Origin of the sequence: Eubacterium aggregans, from assembly GCF_900107815.1 — a bacterium.
Taxonomy (GTDB): Bacteria; Bacillota; Clostridia; order Eubacteriales; family Eubacteriaceae; genus Eubacterium_O; species Eubacterium_O aggregans.
Window position 1 is genome coordinate 18,992 of the sequence record NZ_FNRK01000001.1, and the last position, 19,325, is coordinate 38,316.

The following is a 19,325-nucleotide window of genomic DNA, read 5'->3' on the forward strand; positions in this document are numbered from 1 at the left end:
AGGGAAAATGAACAAACCAGCGATAAGTGAGAAGATATTGGAGGATGTGGGTCTTTTTGTCCTCGATATGGATGGCACCGTCTATTTAGGCGACCATCTGATCCCCGGCTCCCTTGATTTTATCCACGATGTTCAGAAAAGTGGCCGGGATTATATCTTTTTTACCAATAACGCCTCCCGTATCCCAGAATATTATGTTGAAAAATTAAAGAAAATGGGGCTTGTAGTAACTGAAGACAAAATCATGACCGCCGGAGATGTCACCATCGCCTACATCCAAACCTATTACCCCCAGGCCCGGGTCTATCTCAATGGAACACCGCTTCTGGAACAAAGCTTCCGCAATCATGGGATTCGCCTCGTCGAGGACCAACCTGATGTCGCTATCCAAAGCTTTGATACGACCCTGACCTATGACAAGCTCGATAAAATTTGCCGTTTTGTTCGAGAGGGTGTGCCCTTTATCGCGACCCATATGGACACCAATTGCCCAACCGAGGATGGCTTCATGCCAGACTGTGGCGCCATGTGTGCCCTTATTACAGAATCCACCGGCATTGCACCCCGATTTCTGGGAAAACCATGGGAAGAGACCATGGAGATGGTTTTAGAACTCACCGGTTATAAACGGGATGCCATTGCCTTTGTCGGTGACCGCATCTATACGGATGTCGCCACAGGTGTCAATAATGGAGCTAAGGGCTTCCTCGTACTAACGGGTGAATCTGACCTCCAAACAGTCCGCACCTCCGATGTTGTCCCAACCTGTATTTTTGACTCCCTGGATGAAATGCGAAAGTATCTCTAATACGATAAACCCCTTAGAATTAAAGCCCCATTGTGGATCGTTTCTCCACAATGGGGCTTTATCCTTTTATTCATACTGTACTCAGTTTTTCCAATAAAAATTATAACGACACCTCTAAGACTTTGAAGGGTTTGAGCTGCATTTATATCCTGGATATCATCACAAATTACTATAAACCTTTTTTAACAGCATCCAGCCTTTCTGTCAAATCAGAAAAATGAAGCATCCATTTTTGTTGATATCAAACGAGAAAGGACATTATGAAATTGGCGGAGTACTTCCTTCCGTGATATTTTATCACGGTTGGTAAACCACCATGTCACTGTTTGCATCATGATACTACATATCAGTTGCGCCGTAAGGTGGGAATCAAAGGGTAGGACATACCCCTTCTTTTGATCCTGTTCTATTCTTTTTGATATATCAGGCACAACAATTTTAGAAACAACTTTCGTTAGGGTGTCTATATTTTTACTCTGACGCCACGAAGAAATCAACAGGGGTGACTGTTCACAGAAATCCATGCAAATCTGAAATAATCCCTGATAGTATTCTGCAGGTTCATTACTTTGGATGGAAGAGGGTATTTTATCAAGATAAGTCTGATATTGCTCCCTTACGATAAAGGAAAGAAATTCATACTTATCTGCAAAATGCTTGTAAAATGTTCCTCGACCAACGCAGGCTTGCTCACATAGCTTATTGACAGATATGTCTTCGAAATCATATGTTTCCAGCAAGGTCAACATAGTATCTGATAATGCTTTGTATGTTTTATAAATTCGCAAATCCATTCTTTGCTGGATATTGTGATCGTAATCACTTATTTCTTGTATTGTAAGAATGATTGCAGAACAGAATTAGAGAGGAAGTTGCAGATTCCCTTTGGAATTCTTGCGTTTGCCATATGTATCACAATCCAGATACTCTTTATTTATGAATTCGGAGATGCCCAGGCAGAGATTTATTCTGCATATTTACAGAATATTGTAATGAGTGTTGCATATTTATATATGCTTAATCGAAGAAGTGGTTCCAAAGGACAGACGAAGCTAATCGCCTTATGTAAATGGGTCGGAACGTTGGCACCAACCTTAATCGGTGTGATTGAAAATAATATATTCATTATTACTACTGGAATTATCTGTTTTGTTTTAGACGGATTGTATTTTTATCTTTTGTGGTATGTTAAAAAGGCGGGGTACTGATTATTAAGGTTAGCACCTCTCCGTGTATAATTTTGAGAGTCTGTGAAAGTTTTTCTGTAAATAGCGATATATAAGGTCTTCTATGATAAAATAAAATCATAGGAGGCCTTTTATTATGGCAAGAAGAGAAAAGAAACCAGTACACAAAGTACAAATGACAGAGGGTAAGCGCAACATCATTCATCAGCTCCTTGAAGAGTATGATATTGAGACTGCAGAAGACATCCAGAATGCCCTCAAAGATCTGCTCGGCGGAACCATCAAGGAAATGATGGAAGCAGAAATGGATGACCATCTTGGATATGAGAAATCCGAACGTTCTGACAGCGATGACTATCGTAACGGTTACAAGTCTAAACGAGTTAATAGTAGCTATGGAAGTATGGACATTGATGTTCCACAGGATCGAAAATCCACTTTTGAACCTCAGATTGTAAAGAAACGTCAAAAGGACATTTCTGACATTGATCAGAAAATCATATCCATGTATGCAAAAGGAATGACCACACGCCAGATATCGGAGACTATGGAGGATATCTACGGATTCGAGGCATCCGAAGGTTTTATTTCAGATGTTACGGATAAGATTCTGCCACAGATTGAAGACTGGCAGAACCGTCCACTGGATGAGGTTTATCCAATTCTCTACATTGATGCTATCCATTATTCGGTTCGTGATAATGGTGTAATACGGAAGCTGGCTGCATATGTCATTCTTGGGATCAATACCGAAGGTAAAAAAGAAGTTCTGACCATCAATGTTGGTGACAATGAGAGTTCTAAATACTGGCTTTCCGTACTGAACGAGCTGAAAAATCGTGGAGTGAAAGATATCCTCATTATCTGTGCTGACGGGCTCAGTGGAATCAAGGAAGCCATTGCGGCAGCATTTCCAAAGACAGAGTACCAACGCTGCATTGTTCACCAGGTAAGAAATACTCTGAAATATGTACCGGATAAAGACCGCAAAGCATTTGCCACTGATTTAAAGACTATTTATCATGCCCCGGATGAAAAGAAAGCACAGGAGGCATTGAAACGGGTTACGGAAAAATGGACGCCTAAGTATCCAAACTCCATGAAACGCTGGCACGATAACTGGGATGCTATTTCCCCTATTTTCAAGTTTTCCTCACAGGTTAGGAAGGTCATTTATACCACCAATGCAATAGAAAGCCTCAATGCTACCTATCGCAAGCTGAACCGCCAGAGAAGCGTATTCCCGAGCGATACAGCACTGCTGAAAGCATTATATCTTTCAACCTTTGAGGCAACAAAGAAATGGACCATGACTATCCGAAACTGGGGACAGGTCTATGGCGAACTAAGCATCATGTATCCGGATCGGCTTCCGGAATAAGAAATACTGTCTTGAAAAAAGGCGGGAAATCCTCGCCTTCTCTTGACATGCAGCAATACTTGAAGTATATATAAAACAAGGGCTGGAAGCTAATTCTTAGCTTACCAGCCCACCACTTATCATAGAAGATCTGTATTTACAGACTTTTCTTCACACACTCAATTTTGATTTGATCCATCTAAACTATACCGGAGTTTGGTGCTGTTTTGTTGCCCATATATACATGTTTCTTTCCAAGTTTTAGCCGATTAACTTAACTACTCTTCCTCGTAATCATCCCCGCCGTCGTCATAATCATCGCCACCGTCGTCATAGTCGTCACCATCGTCGTCATCGTCGTCATAGTCTTCATCGTCATCGTAATCTTCGTCGTCACCATCGTCGTCATAGTCTTCATCGTCGTAATCTTCGTCATCGTCATCGTCGTAATCTTCGTCTTCATCGTCATCATCATCGTCGTCGTAGTCTTCACCATCGTAGTCGTCGTCATCATACTCGTCGTCATCGCCGAATTCTTCGTCGAAGGCTTCACAGTATGCTTCGTATTCTTCGCTTTCTTCAAACTCTACCCAATACTCTTCGCTGTATTCGTAGCCGTTTTCTTCGCACCAGGCTTCCAGGGCGGCTGTTTCAGCTTTGGATTTTCCGCCACCTCCGCCACTGCGGGCGCTGCTCTTCCGTCCACCGCTGCTGGCACGTCTACTGCCAGAACTACCGGAACCGCCACTGCGGCTGCTGCTCTTTCCGCTTCCACCGCCACTGCGGGAACGGCTGCTGCTTTTCCGTTCACCACCGGCACGTCGTCCACCACTTCTACCACCAGCCAATTTAGCCAGTAATTCAGTCGCTTCGTCCCCATCCAGGGGTTCCCCATCTAAATCGGCATAGAGCAGGCCGTAGGTTTCTTCATCCGCACTCAGCATAAACTGGACGCAAACTGCCTGACCGGAAATATCCCCATTAAATTCCGCAATATAATCATCAGCTTCAATGGCGACATAACCATCCTCGCTGGCTTCTTCACAATAAAATATTTCCCAGGAACCTTTCCCTCTAAATAGATCGCCAATGGTACCGTAATTTTCGTATTCTATTTCTAAGAGCGCCTTTTGTGCATTCTGTAAATTTTGATCTGACATGAATTGATCCTCCTCGATTTTTTTCAATTATACCATCTTTTGAACCCCCATTTCTTTAAGTTGATTGGTACTTTACGGTCTTTTCCTGCCTTTCACGGCAGGTCCAGCGCCTGCCCATTTAAAAAAGCCAGAATCCGTAGATTCTGACTTTATATGGCCGTACCGACTTATCGCTTCTTCGAATAATAGGTATCTACCATGGGCAGGTCTGGCCGAAGGATATGGTCCATGGCGTAGTAGGCGCCCTGGGCTGCTGGTGCTGTGGGGATGGTGGCAATTTCGCCAATACCCTTGGCCCCGTAGGCCACCGGGAGCAGCTCGTCCTTTTCCACATAAATGGCGTGGATCTCAGGGATCTGATTGGCACGCATCAGTCCCAAGGTCCCGTATTTCGCCTGGGGCACACAGTCCTTCAAAGGGAAATCCTCAGTCAGGGCATAGCCCAGACCCATCAGGACACCACCTTCAATCTGACCCTGGATGGAGGTCGGGTTGACCACCTTCCCGGAATCGTGGGCGGCGTATACCTCGCTCACCTTTCCTTCATCATCCAGAATCACCACATGGGTAGCATAGCCATAGGCGATATGGCTCTTGGGATAGGGCACATCCGCCCCCAGCTTATCCGTGGGCTCAAAGTATTCGTAGAAGAACGCTTCCCCCTCCAGCTGGCTTAAATCCCCATCCACCGCTTTTAGGGCCACATCTAAATCAAGGGCAGCACCCCGGACTGCTTCTCCAGTGAGAAGGGTCTGGCGGGACCCCGAAGTCGTACCGGAATCCGGAGTCGTATCGGTATTACTTCCCATATTCCGAATCTTGCTCAGGGGCAGACCTGTGGTTTCTGACAGCATCTGGATGAATACGGTGGCACAACCCTGACCTATATCCGAGGCGGCAGCGTAAATTTCCACAATGCCGTCCCGGACCAGAAGCTTGGCTCGGCCTTTATCTGGCAGGCCGACCCCTACCCCCGCATTTTTCATGGCACAGGCAATTCCTGCCCGGCCAGGATGGCGTTCATAGACTTCCTTAACCGCCTCCAAGGTTTCCTTCAAAGCCGTAGAGCAATCGGCAATCTGACCATTGGGCAGAACCTTCCCCGGCTCAATGGCGTTGCGATAGCGGATTTCCCAGGGGGAGATTCCCACTTCCTCGGCCAGAAGATTGATGATTGATTCCAGGGCAAATTCACTCTGGCACACCCCAAAGCCCCGGAATGCCCCAGCTGGGGGATTATTGGTATAGTATCCGTAGCCTCGGATATCCGTGTTTTGATAACAATAGGGTCCCACAGAGTGGGTACAAGCCCGTTCCAGAACCGGCCCACACAGGGATGCATAGGCCCCGGTATCGAAATTGATCTCACAGTCTAAACCCGTAAAGATTCCGTCTTCATCACAGCCCAGGGTAAAGGTCCCATCCATGGCATGGCGCTTGGGATGGAAGCACAGGGATTCCTGGCGACTAAACTTCGCCTTCACTGGCCGGCCAAAGTGATGGGCGGCCAGTGCGGCAATATGCTGGACGGAAACGTCCTCCTTGCCTCCAAACCCCCCACCAATGAGCTTGTTCTCCACGACGATGCGTTCAGGGTCCCAGCCAAACATAATGGCTACCTCTTTCCGGGTATCATAGGCCCCCTGGTCTGTAGTGTAAATCTTCACCCCATCCTTATAGGGGAAAGCCACAGCGCATTCCGGTTCCAAGAAGGCATGTTCGGTAAAGGGGGTTGTAAACCGACGGGTAATGGTATGTGCCGAGTTGGCCAGGGCGGTTTTGGCATCCCCCCGGGTAACATGCCGGGATTGGCAGAGATTCCCCCCCTCATGGATCTTCGGGGCATCTGCCGCCGCTGCCTCAGCGATATTCCGGACTGGCTCCAGAACCTCATAGTCAATTTTAACCAGCTTTTTAGCCTTTTCAAGGATGGCTTCGGATTCCGCTACCACCAGGCAGATGGCGTCTCCTACACAGCGGGTGATGTCCCCCTGGGCAATCATGACATCCCAGTCCTGCTGGATGTGGCCAACCTTGTTATTGGGGACATCCTCTGCTGTGAGAACCCCCAGGACCCCCGGCAAAGCCAGGGCCTTTTCGGCATGGATAGCCACCACCCGGGCTCTGGGATATTGGGAACGGACAGCGGAAACATGGACCATGTCGTCCATGCGGATATCGTCGGGGTACTCCCCGTAACCGAGCACCTTCTTACGCACATCGATGCGGAATGCCCGTTTCCCGACACCGTAGTCCTCCCCGGCCTCAAGCTCAGATTCCACGGCGACCTCACCCCTTAGGATTTCAGCCACCATCTGGATACCCTCGATAATCTTCTTATAGCCGGTACACCGGCAGATATTGCCCTTGAGGGCAATTTTAATATCCTCCTCCGTGGGGTTAAGATTCTGGTCTAAGAGCGCTTTCCCCGCCATGACCATTCCCGGGATGCAGAAGCCACACTGCACGGATCCCTTGGCCCCAAAGGCGTACACAAAGGCTTCTTTTTCTACCTCGCTTAAACCTTCAGTAGTCAGGATATTCTTCCCCTGGGCTCGTTTCGTGGTGAGCACACAGGATTTCACCGCTACACCATCCACAATGATGGTACAGGTCCCGCAGGCCCCTTCGCTACAGCCATCCTTAACAGAAAACAGATCCAGGTCATCCCGGAGATAACGCAGTAAAGGCTTATCCTCACTGGTTGCCCGTTCAACACCATTAACAATAAAACGATATTCGGCCATTGTCCTTCCCCCTTATCTGATTTCCGCTAACACGGTCAAAATGCCATTGCCATCGACGATGGCCCCCCGGGGGCACTTCACCGCACACATCCCACAGGCGATGCAGTGTTCCTCGTCAATAACGGCGCAGTGATTCACCACGGTGATGGCCCCTGCCGGACAATTCTTCTCGCAGATGCCACAGGCAATACAGCCCGTAGTACAGTCCTTACGGGTCTGAGCCCCTGCCGCTTCACTGGCACAGTGGATCGCGATGGTGTTTTCTGCCGGGACAAGCTCGATGAGCTGCTTCGGACACGCCTTCACACATAATCCGCAGCCCACACAGGACTCAGGATCCACCGCTGCCACCCCAGCATCCGTCATTCCCAGGGCACCTACCTTACAGGCTGACACGCAGCTTCCGCCGCCCAGGCAGCCGTAGCTACAGGCTCTCAGTCCTTCAGGGTACGCCTCTAAAAGCGCCTCACAGGCCATACCAGAAGCCAGGACTACCCCCTCCTTCAAACTGCTTCCGCCGCCGCAGTGGACGACTGCCATTTTCTTTGGTCGTTTTTTCCGTTCTCTAACCATTGATAACACCTCTCACTCGCTTTTACACGTTCCTCAAATCTCAGAGTTTGATATTTATTTATCGTTCTTTAATAATAATATATTATCATCACAGCCCATCGATTGCAAGAATTTTATACACCCCTAAGGAAACCTGAAAATAGCTGTAATGCTGAAATTCTCTTGAAAATTGAAAACGGATAGAATTTACTTAATTGATGCATTAAACTATGCAAATCCTTAATTTTGTGTTAGAATGAAACACAATTGTATTTGTCAATTAACAGGAGGAATTATGAAATACCAACACGTCCAAGCCACTGATCCCGAAATCTATGCCTTGATGGCCGATGAGCTTCATCGCCAACAGAGCCATTTAGAGCTGATTGCTTCTGAGAACTTTGTTTCCGAAGCGGTGATGGAAGCCATGGGCAGCCATCTGACCAACAAGTATGCCGAGGGGCTTCCCGGTGCCCGCTATTACGGCGGCTGCTGCCATGTGGATGATGTGGAACGCATCGCCATCGCCCGGGCTAAAACCCTCTTCGGAGCCGACCACGCCAATGTCCAGCCCCACTCCGGTGCCCAGGCCAATACGGCAGTCTATTTCGCCATGTTAAACCCCGGGGATACGGTCCTCGGTATGAGCCTTGATCACGGCGGTCATCTCACCCATGGCAGCAAGGTCAACCTTTCAGGAAAATACTTCAACTTCATCTCCTATGGTGTCGATCCGGAGTCCGAAACCATCGATTATGCCCAGATTGGGGACTATATCCAGGAATATCGGCCGAAGCTGGTGGTCGTGGGGGCCTCCGCCTATCCCCGGTCCATCGACTTCAAACGCATTGCAGAACTCTGCCGGGATGGCGGTGCCCTGATGATGGTGGATATGGCCCACATTGCCGGGCTAGTGGCCGCTGGACTCCATGAGTCCCCAGTACCCTATGCGGATTTTGTCACCACCACCACCCACAAGACCCTGCGTGGTCCCCGGGGCGGCCTGATCTTGTGTAAGGCCGAGTACGCCGCTAAAATCGATAAGGCTGTCTTCCCAGGCACCCAGGGGGGACCACTGATGCACATTATCGCGGCCAAAGCCGTGTGCTTTAAGGAAGCCCTGTCCGATGATTTCAAGGCCTATCAAACCCAAATTGTTGCCAATGCCAGGGTTCTGGCCGAAGCCCTCACTGCCAAGGGCTTTCGCATCGTCTCCGGGGGAACGGATAACCACCTGATGTTGGTGGATGTCAGTGCTGTGGGGATGACCGGCCGGGATGCCGACGATATTTTAGGCAGTGTCAATATCACCGCCAATAAAAACGCCATCCCCTTCGATAAGCAAAAGCCCACCATCGCCAGCGGCGTCCGGGTAGGAACTCCCGCCGTCACCTCCCGGGGCTTGGTGGAAGCTGATATGGCCGTCATCGCCGATATTTTTGAGCTGGCCCTTATTCAGAAGGATTTAGAGGGTGCCCGGGCCTTGGTCAAGACCTTGGCGGACAAGTACCCCCTGTACCCCGATATCGACATGTAATGGGTATTAAAAAACCAGGATCCGATGATTCTGGTTTTTTATATCTACTTCCGAATGGCCCGGTTCCCCTGGTATCCTCGGTCGACAATGGAGATCCCGGAGATGCTTTGGACAAATTTGGAAAACTTGGAGTAACCTTTATCCTTAAAGCTAAAGCGCGGGAAGGCATCGTGGACCAGATTCCCCAGATAGCCAAGCTCAATGCCATCCCGGCCACTCTGGGCCACCTTGGACCGGACAAATTCCACCACCTCACTGCTGGTATCCTGGTTGCCCTTTAAGGCCACATGGATGCTGCGGCTGGTCTGCTGAAGGACAAAGCGGTTGGATTCCTCCAGAAATTTAGAAAGCAGGCTGTAGCCGTAATTTCGCACATCAAAATCGGGATACTTATTGTTTAAGCGGCTGCCCACCTCACCAAGCCCTGTATTCTTCCCCTTGTTTTCGTTCTCGGTGATGATGTTGGCAATGGTGTTTTCAATGGCCTTTTTAGAGGTCCGCTGACTCTTCTTCTGGCGTTGACCGTTATCCGTACTGGCCGCGGTATCCCCGCCTTCATCCTCAGATTCCACATCGGCTTCGTAGGTATCCAAAACATTCTCAAGGCTGGTAAACTTAGTGCAGGCGTTGCGAAAGGCGTAGGGGGTCTTTTCCTCCCCCATGCCCACCACCATCATCCCAGACTCCCGAAGGCGGCTGGCCAGTCGGGTGAAGTCTGAGTCACTGGAGACGATGGCAAATCCGTCCACGCTCCCGCCGTAGAGAATATCCATGGCATCGATAATCAGGGCTGAGTCCGTGGCGTTCTTTCCACTGACGTTGCAAAACTGCTGAATGGGGGTGATGGAGTTGGAAAGCAGCTCCTCCTTCCACTTCCCCGAGGTGGTGGCTGTCCAATCCCCATAGATGCGTTTGTAGGTAATGACCCCATAATTCGTCATTTCGTTTAGGATGCCAGCGATGTATTTAGCTGAGATATTATCCCCATCGATGAGCAACGCGAATCGTTTCTCTTCCATTTATATTCCTCCGAATTTTTATTCTTGTCGAGATTGTTATTGTACTTTATTATACCACAGTTTTGAATCCACGCCAAAGGGGCTGAAAATTATAACCCTTTTTTAAGCAAAGGGGTGTAAACTGACCCCATCGGATAAAGGAGGTACCATTGTGAAAAAGATCAGCTTCCTCCTGGGAGCCACCATTCTCCTCATGGCTGTCCTTAGTGGGTGCGCTACGGGGAATACCACCACCGAGACTTCGGTTGGCGCTGTGGCGGAAGGTAAAACCGTCCTGATTACCCTAAAGGAAAACCCCAGCACCGGCTACACCTGGTCCTACGTCATCGGGAATCCAGAGATTCTTGCGTTTTCCAATGACATTTACGCCCCGGAGGACACGGCGGGCAAGACCACCGGCAGCGGCGGGACCCACACTTATACCTTCCTTGGCATCGCCCCGGGAACCACTACCATCACCATGACAGAAAAGCGTGATTGGGAAGGTGGCGAGACCGCCCAAACCCAAACCTTTACCGTCACTGTCAGTACCGATGGCCAGATTGAATCCATCAACTAGCCATTATTTCATACCCTCTCTCCTCGTCGGAGCGGCATCTGCCGCCCCGACATTTTTATTGGCCCCAATGGGCGGTTATTGCTTAAATCCTAAATTTTCGGTATACTATTAGAAAACCACCCCTACTAAAGGAGGCTTATGATGTCCACACAACCCGCACCCAAATTCCTTCGGGGAGAGCTCCGGCGCTACGCCCTCAATTTTTGGCCTCTACTTCTTTTTGAAATGCTCTATTACACAGTTGGATCCTTCGGCCTCAAACCCTTGAATGGCCTTATCCTAAACAAAGCCTTACTCTATGCCAATCTGAACTATCTCCAAGGCTCCAATCTGACGACGGTTGCTTCCAATCCTCTGGTGATTGCTGCCGCTTTATTGCTGCTTTTTTTAAATGCTTTTTTCATCCTTCTGGAATTCACCACCGTCATTCTTTGTCTGTATGAAAGCCACAATGGCCGCAGGGTTCAGCTTTTTCCCCTCATTGCCACGGGTATCCGCCGGGCTGCTCAAATCTTTGAGCCGAAAAACTGGATTGCCATCCTCTTCCTTCTGCTGATTTTGCCCTTTGTGGATTTTGGTTTAAGCTCCAATTATTTCCACGGCATTACCATTCCAGGGTTCATCATGTCTTATATTTATGAGGCCCCTGTACTGACCCTCGCCTTTGTAGCCCTCACCCTTCTGCTCTTTCTTCTGGCCCTGCGTATCCTCTATGCCTTCCACTTCTTTACTCTAAAAGGCGATTCCTTCATTAAAAGCGCCCTAAAAAGCCATCGCTTCATCCACAAGCACCTTATTCAAACCCTTTGGCGATGTATTGCCATCCGAATCATCCTGATCCTTATAGTCTTTTTCACCGTTCTGGCCTTTTTGATTTTTTTCGCCATTGTCCTGGGAATTTCAGGTGCTCTGGGTGCCTTGATTGATCCCCATATTGCCCTCTCCACCGGCAATACCATTTTACTTGCCTTCCTGGCCCTTATTGGGACCCTGGGTCTGACCGCGGTAGCCGTCATTGAAACGCCTCTTATTTTAGCCGTCCTAACAGCGTCCTTCTATCAGTGGTCACCCCCAAATACCCTGCCCACCGAACCCATCGTTCCCGAGCGGCCCCTTGGCTTCTGGACCCGGCCCCGGAAGATCATCCTCTGTGTCCTCGTCCTCCTTGTGGCCTTTGGAGGCAAGTACCTGGCTGTTCTGGGTACCTTTAACGGCGATACCCTCAATACCCTCTTTTCAGGCCCACTGATTGCCGGACATCGGGGGAATTCCACCGAAACCCCGGAAAATACCCGGGCCGCCTTGGAAAAGGCCATCGCGGAAGGGGCGGATTATGTGGAAATTGATGTGTGTCAAACCGCCGACGGCGTCTTAGTAATCTCCCATGACAGCAACCTTTCCCGGCTGACCGGAGTGGATATCAACATCTGGGAAACCAATTACGCGGACTTAAAGGATCTGGATATCGGCAGCCACTTCAGTCCCGAATTTTCCAATGAGCGACTGATGACCTTGGACGAAGCCATTGATCTCTGTGATGGACGGATCAAAATGAATATCGAGCTCAAGCCCACCGCTCACGATGTGGATTTTGTGAAGCACGCTGTCGCCGTCTTCCAAAAACATAACTTTTACAACAAGGGTTTCTTTGCCTCCCTGGATTATGACACCCTGAAGGCTGTGGAGGAAATGGACCCCCAAATTAAGACCTGCCTCAATACCTTTATTGCCCTGGGAAATTTAGAGCTCCTCCCGGTGGATATCTACAGCGTCGAGGCCACCTTTGCCACCGAAGACCTCCTTACCCGAGTCCATAATGCCGATAAGCAGCTATGGGTGTGGACCGTGGATGATGAGGACCAAATTGACAAAATAGTAGAGCTTGGCGTCGACGCCATCGTGACGGATTCCCCGGGCACTGCACAAACCTATATTAAGGAAAATGCCCCCAATCAAAGCCAAATTTTCTTCAGTGCCGTTATAAAACTTTTTAGCGGTCTTTAAACATCGGCCCCTTGGATTCCTTATTTTTCCTTATTTTTTTATTAGGCGCCTTGACAACAGCGGGCCCAGGCCTTATACTAGTCTAAACTCTTTGCACTGCAAATCGCATAAACAGTACAAACTGAGCAGGCGATGACCCCGTTTACCGGGTCATGGGGCCGGGCCGCTACGGTGGCAGCAGCGTGTGACTTATGGGCACCTGTGGGACAGTAATGTTCTACAGGTGCCTCTTTTAATTTTTGAGCACCGGTGCCAAGGGAAAAATCGGAGGTAAAACAATGAACGATTTACAACATCTTGAGGGCCTGACCACGGCCGAGGCAACGACCCGACTAGCCAAATGGGGCAAGAATGAGCTCGTCCCGGAAAAGAAGGAAAATTTTTTGCTCAAAGTCCTGCACATCATCGCCGAGCCCATGTTCCTGCTGCTTATCCTGGCGGCTGTCATCTACTTCATCCTGGGAGAGCCCCGGGACGGTGCCATCATGCTCATCTTTGTGGTGGGCATCATCACCATCGATGTCATCCAGGAATGGAAAACCGATAAGACCCTCACTGCCCTACGGGATTTATCCGCCCCCCATATCCCCGTTATCCGGAACGGCGTAGAGCAGTCCATCCCCAGCAGCGATTTAGTTCCCGGGGACATCATGCTCCTGGCCGAGGGGATTAAAATCCCTGCCGATGGCATCATCTTAAAATGCAATGATTTCTGCGTGGATGAATCCTCCCTCACCGGGGAATTCCTAGGCGTTTGGAAGGTCCCCCAGGGTGATGCTCCAACCTCCCAGGATTACTGGCGCCGGGATTATTGCTACGGAGGCACCCTGGTCACCCAGGGCACCGCCACCATCCAGGTGGAACAAACCGGCAGCCGCACCGAGTACGGTAAAATCGGGGCGGGGGTTGCCAGTGCTCCCCAGTCGGACACTCCCCTGCAAAAACAAACCGGACGGCTGGTGCGTCTCTGCGCCGGCATCGCCGGGGTCCTCTTTGCCCTGGTGGGCATCCTCAACTTTATCAACCTCGCCGAGCTGCCCCTGCACTCCCGCATCATCGAGTCCATCCTCTCCGGTATCACCCTGGCCATGGCCATGATCCCCGAGGAATTCCCAGTTATCCTGACGGTATTTCTCTCCATGGGAGCCTGGCGCCTGGCCAAGAACAACGCCCTGGTGCGCCGCCTCCCCTCCGTGGAAACCCTGGGGGCCGTGTCCGTGCTCTGCGTGGATAAAACCGGGACCATCACCCAGAACCGCATGACCGTCACCGAAGCCTGGGCCCAGGACGGCGATGCACAAAAGCTCATCCGTACCATGGGCATGGGTTGTGAAACCGACGCCTACGACCCCATGGAAAAGGCCATGCTCCGCTATTGCGACGAACACGGTCTCACCCCGGCAGAGCTCTTTGACGGCACCCTTGTGACCGAATACCCCTTCACCAATGAAACCAAGATGATGGGCCACGTCTGGCAGCGCCCCGAGGGCATCCTCCTGGCCGCCAAGGGCTCGCCGGAACGCCTGCTGCCCCTCTGCCATTTATCTGAAGATGCCCGCATCCAGGTGGAGGCCCAGCTGGATGCCTTCTCCCGCCAGGGGCTCCGGGTCATCGCCGTGGCCCAGGCCGATTATACCTCCGCCGATGCCGTCCCGACAGAACTGTCCGATAACCGCCTCACCTTCCTGGGGCTCATCGGCCTCTCCGATCCCCCGCGGCCCACAGTGGCAGCCGACATCGCCCGGTGCAACGCCGCCGGTATCCGCGTAGTCATGATCACCGGGGATAACGGCATCACCGCCTCGGCCATCGCCTCGGCCATCGGCATGCCCAATGCCGACAATATCATCACCGGGGATATGCTGGAAGCCATGGATGACGATGCCCTCCGGGAGGCCATCAAGACGACCAACATCTTCTCCCGGGTCATCCCCGAGCACAAGATGCGCATCGTCCGGGCCTTTAAGGAAAACGGTCAAATCGTGGCCATGACCGGAGACGGGGTCAACGATGCCCCGGCCTTAAAATACGCGGATATCGGCATCGCCATGGGAGGACGGGGCAGCGAGGTCTCCCGGGAGGCCGCAGACCTCATCCTCATGGATGACGATTTTTCCACCATTGTGGATACGGTTAAGGACGGCCGGCGCATCTTCGATAATATCCGCCGGGCGGTGGGCTATGTGTTCACCATCCACATCCCCATCGCTTTCTCGGCACTGCTTGGGCCCCTGCTGGGCATATCCCCCGGCGCCCTGCTCCTCCTGCCCCTGCACGTGGTGCTGCTGGAGCTGGTCATTGACCCCACCTGCTCCATTGTCCTGGAACGGGAACCCGCAGAGCAGGATATTATGGAACGGCCGCCCCGAAATCCAGAAGAACCGCTCCTGGACCGGCGCACCCTCACCAAAAGCATCATCCAGGGGCTGTGCATCTTCGCCGCCTCCTTCGGTACCTATTTCGCCGTGCTGGCTGGAAATCCAGCAAACGCCCCCATGGGCCGGGCCATGGCTTTAACCATTATCATTGTCGCCAACCTGCTCTTAGTCTTTGTGAATTGCTCCGACCATGACAGCATTCTCACCGCCATGGGGCGGCTGGTTAAGGATAAGGTCATGTGGGCCGTGGGACTGGGCACTGTAGCCATCCTGCTCCTCATCCTCTACAGCCCCTTGAACCAGCTCCTCAAGCTGGCAGCCCTCACCCCCGGGCAGTTCTTCTTCTCCCTGGGCTTAGGTGTGCTTAGCGTCATCTGGTACGAGGTGGTGAAGGCAGTGCGGCGGGGACGGCAGCACAAATAAATCCCCCCTATCGCCCAAATAACCATCGTCCAAAAAATAAAGGCTGCTATCCTTCCATAAATCGAAGGAATAGCAGCTTCTTCATTTTAGTTCAAGGTCAATTGTTGGGGTGAAATCCTGCGATAATGGGTTATCGTGAATTATTTGGCTTCCATACTAATGACCGGGTCTTCACCTTTTTTAACCAAGGCACCATAATGGAAGGTTGGTATCTCAGGTCCATCATTGACGATCAGAAACATTGTTATGGGGTTGATCCCAGCTTCCGCCATTACTGCAAGATCGACACTGAGCAAGGGATCTCCCGCCGATACCTGTGCGCCACTTTCTACTAAAGCTGTAAAGCCACGCCCATTCAGCTCGACCGTATCCAATCCATAATGGATGAGGAACTCCCGTCCGTTGGCTGCCTGGATGCCCACGGCGTGACCAGTTTCAGCGACAAGGATGATTTTACCATCCACTGGGGATAGTATCTGCCCTTCGCCGGGTACGGGTTGGATGGCAACACCATCTCCCAGAATCTTTTGGGAGAATACCTTATCGGGGACATCCTCCAAGGGGAAGCATTTTCCAGAAATCGGGGCAAGGAGCGTCAGGTGAGCTTTCTTATCTTTTCTAAACCAGTTAAAGGCCATAGCGTTTCCTTTCTTTTTGATTCCACTATCCAATACGAAGGGCAATGAAGAGACACAGGGCTGCCAGAAGAAGGATTACCAACCCGCCTAAAGCCTGCCCCCAAATCTGTTTGTTGCGAAGGAGCGCCTTAAATCCGGCGCCGGACAGGGTGACTTTCCGGAAGGTGAGATAAAAAAGCACGATCAAACCCACTATTCCTAAGAGATGGCGCATCATGCATTCTGCGATGAGCAGCAGGGTGATTATCACCAGCGCACCTTCTCCCAGCCCCGCAATTTCATCCTTTTCCGCGGCGCCCAGCATGAGAACGATAAAGGGTTGGATCATGGCAATTAAAAAGGTAAGGGCCAGCAACGGATTCCCCTGTAACAGGCTGGTAAAATCCAGGCCAGCCGTCGGGGTCCCGATATAGAGATACAGCAGGGTGACAAAGGGCATGATAATCAACACTGCTTTAACTGTATTATAAACCCGATGCAATTTGACATCCATCATTCTTTCTCCTTCAATCGAATATTCTGAAGCTGCTTCAGTCTTCTTCCGTTTTGTGGCCATGCCACATTTTACTTTTTTGATTGGCCAGAATCGCCGCCCCAATCAATCCGCTATCTTCCCCTAGAACCGCCGACTGTATATTGATATGACACTTCATGCAGGGCAGCGCCTTCGCAATGACCCGTTTTTGAATCTCTTCAATAAATCCAGGTAGTTTAAGGGCGACGCTCCCTCCAAGAATGACAGTATCCGGGTCCTCAATGGCACAAATACATCCGATGAAATTTGCCAAATAATCCTTTGCATCTTCGATTAATCCTTTGGCCTGCAGGTCTCCCTCCAGTGCTAATCGGGCGACATCACCAGCATGTCCGACCGCCAGACCCATGAGACCAGCCCGTCTTGTAATCGCCGTGCCGCTGGCAATGGCCTCGATACTCCCCTGGCAAACATGCTCGCCATCCGGGCCTTTTTCCCACATGCAGGCATTAGCAACCTCACCTGCAAAGCCATGGGCACCATGGAATATCTTTTTATTGACGATGAATCCTGAGCCAATCCCCGTCGATATCGTCAAATAATGGACATACTGGTTGGTTTTTCCCGCACCGGCGACTGCCTCTGCCAATGCAGCCAAATTCGCATCATTTTCAAGATTCACCTGAAAGCCGGTTGATGCCTCCAGTGTCCCTACCAAAGGAAACCCATGCCACGACGCACTCAGGTTCGGCGTAAAAATAATCCGTCCCTTCTCTAAATCCAGTGGTCCTGGACAGGACATGCCGATACCGACAATATCCGAACACGTCATCGAGCGGATGCTTTCATTAATCTGCTGCAGGCACGCCCCAGGATTATCCCTATTCGTTGGAAATTGGATTCGCTTCACCAGCTCGTATTGATGATTGACCAATGCTACCCGCGTGTTCGTTCCTCCAATATCAATTCCAATTGCTAAATCCATTATCTTACAACCTCCCTGATCTGCAATTCCTATCATTCAACAATTTCCTTATTACGTTGCGGCTCTATCATCAATGTACGGGAAGCAGAATCTGCCGAATTCGTTATAAGCAACCCAGCAGAATTAATCCATCGTCCGGCATTCTCAGGAAAGCACTGGCCAGTAATCCTTATTCGCCTGAATGAGATCATCCAGAATATTTTTAGCGATACTGGCGCTGGGAATGGTCCGGGATAAGGTCAGGGCCTGCCATAATTTTTGGTAGCTTCCTTCGATCCAGGCTTCCACCGTTAATTTTTCCACTGAGACCTGCTGTTCCATCAGTCCTTTTTGGAATTGGGGAATGGCTCCCTGGCAAATCTTTTCATACCCCCGAGACCCTACAATGCAAGGAATCTCCACCATAGCAGTGGAATCAAAGTTTTCCAGGGCGCCTTCGTTGGGCACAATAAGTAAAAAGCGTTCCATGGTATTCTCTGCAATGGCCCGGGCAAGATCTACGATATAGGTGGCGTGGGCATCTGCTTCGAAACCACAGTCCGCCGCTGTTCCCTTTTCGATAACCTCCTTACATGCGCCAAACACCATTTTCTCCCGACCTTCCATGACCTCGTTGGCACGGGTGTATTCCGGGTTGGACTCCCGAACCACATAATCCGGGAAGAGATAGTATTTAAGGTAGGTATTGGGGATGGTTTCCGGATCCACTGCGTAAACGTCCCGGGCTTTCTGGAAGGTGTGCTTCCAGCTCTCATCCACATGCTGATTGGTGTCGGAAATGGCATCTGCGAAGCCGTTTTTTGCCATGTGTTCTTTAATCTCAGGCATGAGGTCATTACCCTGACTATCGTAAATCTTATGCCACCAGCCAAAATGGTTGAGACCGTAGTAGCCCACCTGCATTTCTTTTCTGGATTTCAAACCGACCATATGGGCCATTTTTTCCTCCAGATCGATGGGCATATCACAAATGTTCAGAATTTTAGAATCCGGACGCAGACGACGGGTGGCTTCAGCTACAATCGCAGCGGGATTGGAGTAGTTGAGCATCCAGGCATCCGGGGAATATGTCTCCATATAGTCCAGGATTTCCAGAACCCCACCGATGGAACGCATCCCATAGGCAATCCCGCCGGGACCGCAGGTTTCCTGGCCCAATACACCATATTTCAACGGGATTTTTTCATCCAGTTCCCGCATTGCGTATTTCCCCACACGGATATGGGCTAGCACAAAATCGATATCGGTAAAAGCGACCGCTGGGTCGGTGGTATAACCAAATTCCACCTCTGGTGCATTTTCTTTAAAATAGATTTCACAGGCCTTGGCCACAATCTCCTGGCGGTCAGCATCATTATCATAAAATGTAATTTTTCTTATAGGGAAACGATCCATTTCTTCCAAAAGCATCAGGGCGATTCCAGGGGTAAAGGTACTCCCACCTCCTGCAACTGTAATAGCATAGTTTTGTTTAGGCATTTTATTTCTCCTTT

At 50.4% G+C, this 19,325-nt stretch carries 16 protein-coding genes and 1 riboswitch; of the genes, 7 read left to right on the forward strand and 9 right to left on the reverse strand.

Annotation, left to right across the window (positions count from 1 at the left end; all coding sequences use genetic code 11):
• Positions 1 to 7: 7 nt before the first annotated feature.
• Positions 8 to 808, forward strand: coding sequence for an HAD-IIA family hydrolase (locus BLW33_RS00090; RefSeq protein WP_090303965.1), 801 nt, complete (start codon positions 8 to 10; stop codon positions 806 to 808).
• Positions 809 to 1,017: 209 nt separating this feature from the next.
• Here the strand turns inward: BLW33_RS00090 and BLW33_RS00095 are convergent, their stop codons facing one another.
• Complete coding sequence (locus BLW33_RS00095) at positions 1,018 to 1,602, reverse strand: TetR/AcrR family transcriptional regulator (protein WP_090303967.1); 585 nt, start codon at positions 1,600 to 1,602, stop codon at positions 1,018 to 1,020.
• A gap of 15 nt (positions 1,603 to 1,617) precedes the next feature.
• On the opposite strand from BLW33_RS00095, the gene BLW33_RS14605 reads away from it, so the two are divergent.
• Together BLW33_RS14605 and BLW33_RS00105 are read left to right on the forward strand one after the other, a co-directional pair.
• A complete protein-coding gene (locus tag BLW33_RS14605) occupies positions 1,618 to 2,016 on the forward strand; it encodes a transmembrane-type terpene cyclase (RefSeq protein WP_479723642.1) in 399 nt (132 codons plus the stop codon).
• Positions 2,017 to 2,131: 115 nt separating this feature from the next.
• Positions 2,132 to 3,376 (forward strand): IS256 family transposase, encoded by a 1,245-nt coding sequence (locus tag BLW33_RS00105; protein ID WP_090303970.1) that lies wholly within the window; start codon positions 2,132 to 2,134, stop codon positions 3,374 to 3,376.
• 257 nt (positions 3,377 to 3,633) lie between these two features.
• On the opposite strand, the gene BLW33_RS14030 is transcribed toward BLW33_RS00105, so the two are convergent.
• The 3 genes from BLW33_RS14030 to BLW33_RS00120 all read right to left on the reverse strand — a co-directional run bounded on the left by BLW33_RS14030 (position 3,634) and on the right by BLW33_RS00120 (position 7,835).
• On the reverse strand, positions 3,634 to 4,515 hold the full coding sequence (locus tag BLW33_RS14030) for a hypothetical protein (protein WP_176966551.1): 882 nt from the start codon (positions 4,513 to 4,515) through the stop codon (positions 3,634 to 3,636).
• 167 nt (positions 4,516 to 4,682) lie between these two features.
• Positions 4,683 to 7,262: a selenium-dependent xanthine dehydrogenase gene (gene xdh, locus BLW33_RS00115; RefSeq protein WP_090303971.1), complete on the reverse strand. Its 2,580-nt coding sequence runs from the start codon at positions 7,260 to 7,262 to the stop codon at positions 4,683 to 4,685.
• Between the two features lie 12 nt (positions 7,263 to 7,274).
• A complete protein-coding gene (locus tag BLW33_RS00120; RefSeq protein ID WP_090303973.1) occupies positions 7,275 to 7,835 on the reverse strand; it encodes a 4Fe-4S binding protein in 561 nt (186 codons plus the stop codon).
• A gap of 274 nt (positions 7,836 to 8,109) precedes the next feature.
• Here BLW33_RS00120 and BLW33_RS00125 point away from each other — a divergent pair, with 274 nt between their 5' ends.
• Complete coding sequence (locus BLW33_RS00125; RefSeq protein WP_090303975.1) at positions 8,110 to 9,351, forward strand: serine hydroxymethyltransferase; 1,242 nt, start codon at positions 8,110 to 8,112, stop codon at positions 9,349 to 9,351.
• Between the two features lie 44 nt (positions 9,352 to 9,395).
• Here BLW33_RS00125 and BLW33_RS00130 read toward each other — a convergent pair whose 3' ends face one another.
• Complete coding sequence (locus tag BLW33_RS00130; RefSeq protein ID WP_090303977.1) at positions 9,396 to 10,370, reverse strand: NYN domain-containing protein; 975 nt, start codon at positions 10,368 to 10,370, stop codon at positions 9,396 to 9,398.
• A gap of 151 nt (positions 10,371 to 10,521) precedes the next feature.
• Here BLW33_RS00130 and BLW33_RS00135 point away from each other — a divergent pair, with 151 nt between their 5' ends.
• The 3 genes from BLW33_RS00135 to BLW33_RS00145 all read left to right on the forward strand — a co-directional run bounded on the left by BLW33_RS00135 (position 10,522) and on the right by BLW33_RS00145 (position 15,734).
• Positions 10,522 to 10,929, forward strand: coding sequence for a protease inhibitor I42 family protein (locus BLW33_RS00135; RefSeq protein WP_090303978.1), 408 nt, complete (start codon positions 10,522 to 10,524; stop codon positions 10,927 to 10,929).
• Between the two features lie 138 nt (positions 10,930 to 11,067).
• Positions 11,068 to 12,933, forward strand: coding sequence for a glycerophosphodiester phosphodiesterase family protein (locus BLW33_RS00140; protein WP_090303980.1), 1,866 nt, complete (start codon positions 11,068 to 11,070; stop codon positions 12,931 to 12,933).
• 111 nt (positions 12,934 to 13,044) lie between these two features.
• Positions 13,045 to 13,145: riboswitch (NiCo riboswitch) on the forward strand.
• Between the two features lie 66 nt (positions 13,146 to 13,211).
• The gene (locus BLW33_RS00145; protein ID WP_090303982.1) at positions 13,212 to 15,734 is read left to right on the forward strand and encodes a cation-translocating P-type ATPase; all 2,523 of its coding nucleotides are present in this window, start codon (positions 13,212 to 13,214) and stop codon (positions 15,732 to 15,734) included.
• A 140-nt stretch (positions 15,735 to 15,874) separates the two neighbouring features.
• Here the strand turns inward: BLW33_RS00145 and BLW33_RS00150 are convergent, their stop codons facing one another.
• The 4 genes from BLW33_RS00150 to BLW33_RS00165 form a co-directional block, all read right to left on the reverse strand.
• Positions 15,875 to 16,372: a PTS sugar transporter subunit IIA gene (locus BLW33_RS00150; RefSeq protein ID WP_090303983.1), complete on the reverse strand. Its 498-nt coding sequence runs from the start codon at positions 16,370 to 16,372 to the stop codon at positions 15,875 to 15,877.
• A gap of 25 nt (positions 16,373 to 16,397) precedes the next feature.
• A complete protein-coding gene (locus BLW33_RS00155; RefSeq protein ID WP_090303986.1) occupies positions 16,398 to 16,868 on the reverse strand; it encodes a hypothetical protein in 471 nt (156 codons plus the stop codon).
• 34 nt (positions 16,869 to 16,902) lie between these two features.
• Entirely contained in the window at positions 16,903 to 17,832 is a 930-nt protein-coding gene (locus BLW33_RS00160) for an ROK family protein (protein ID WP_090303987.1), read from the reverse strand.
• Positions 17,833 to 17,976: 144 nt separating this feature from the next.
• Positions 17,977 to 19,311 carry a 6-phospho-alpha-glucosidase gene (locus tag BLW33_RS00165; RefSeq protein ID WP_090303989.1) on the reverse strand — a complete coding sequence of 445 codons (1,335 nt, stop codon included), beginning with the start codon at positions 19,309 to 19,311 and terminating at the stop codon, positions 17,977 to 17,979.
• Between the last annotated feature and the right edge of the window lie 14 nt (positions 19,312 to 19,325).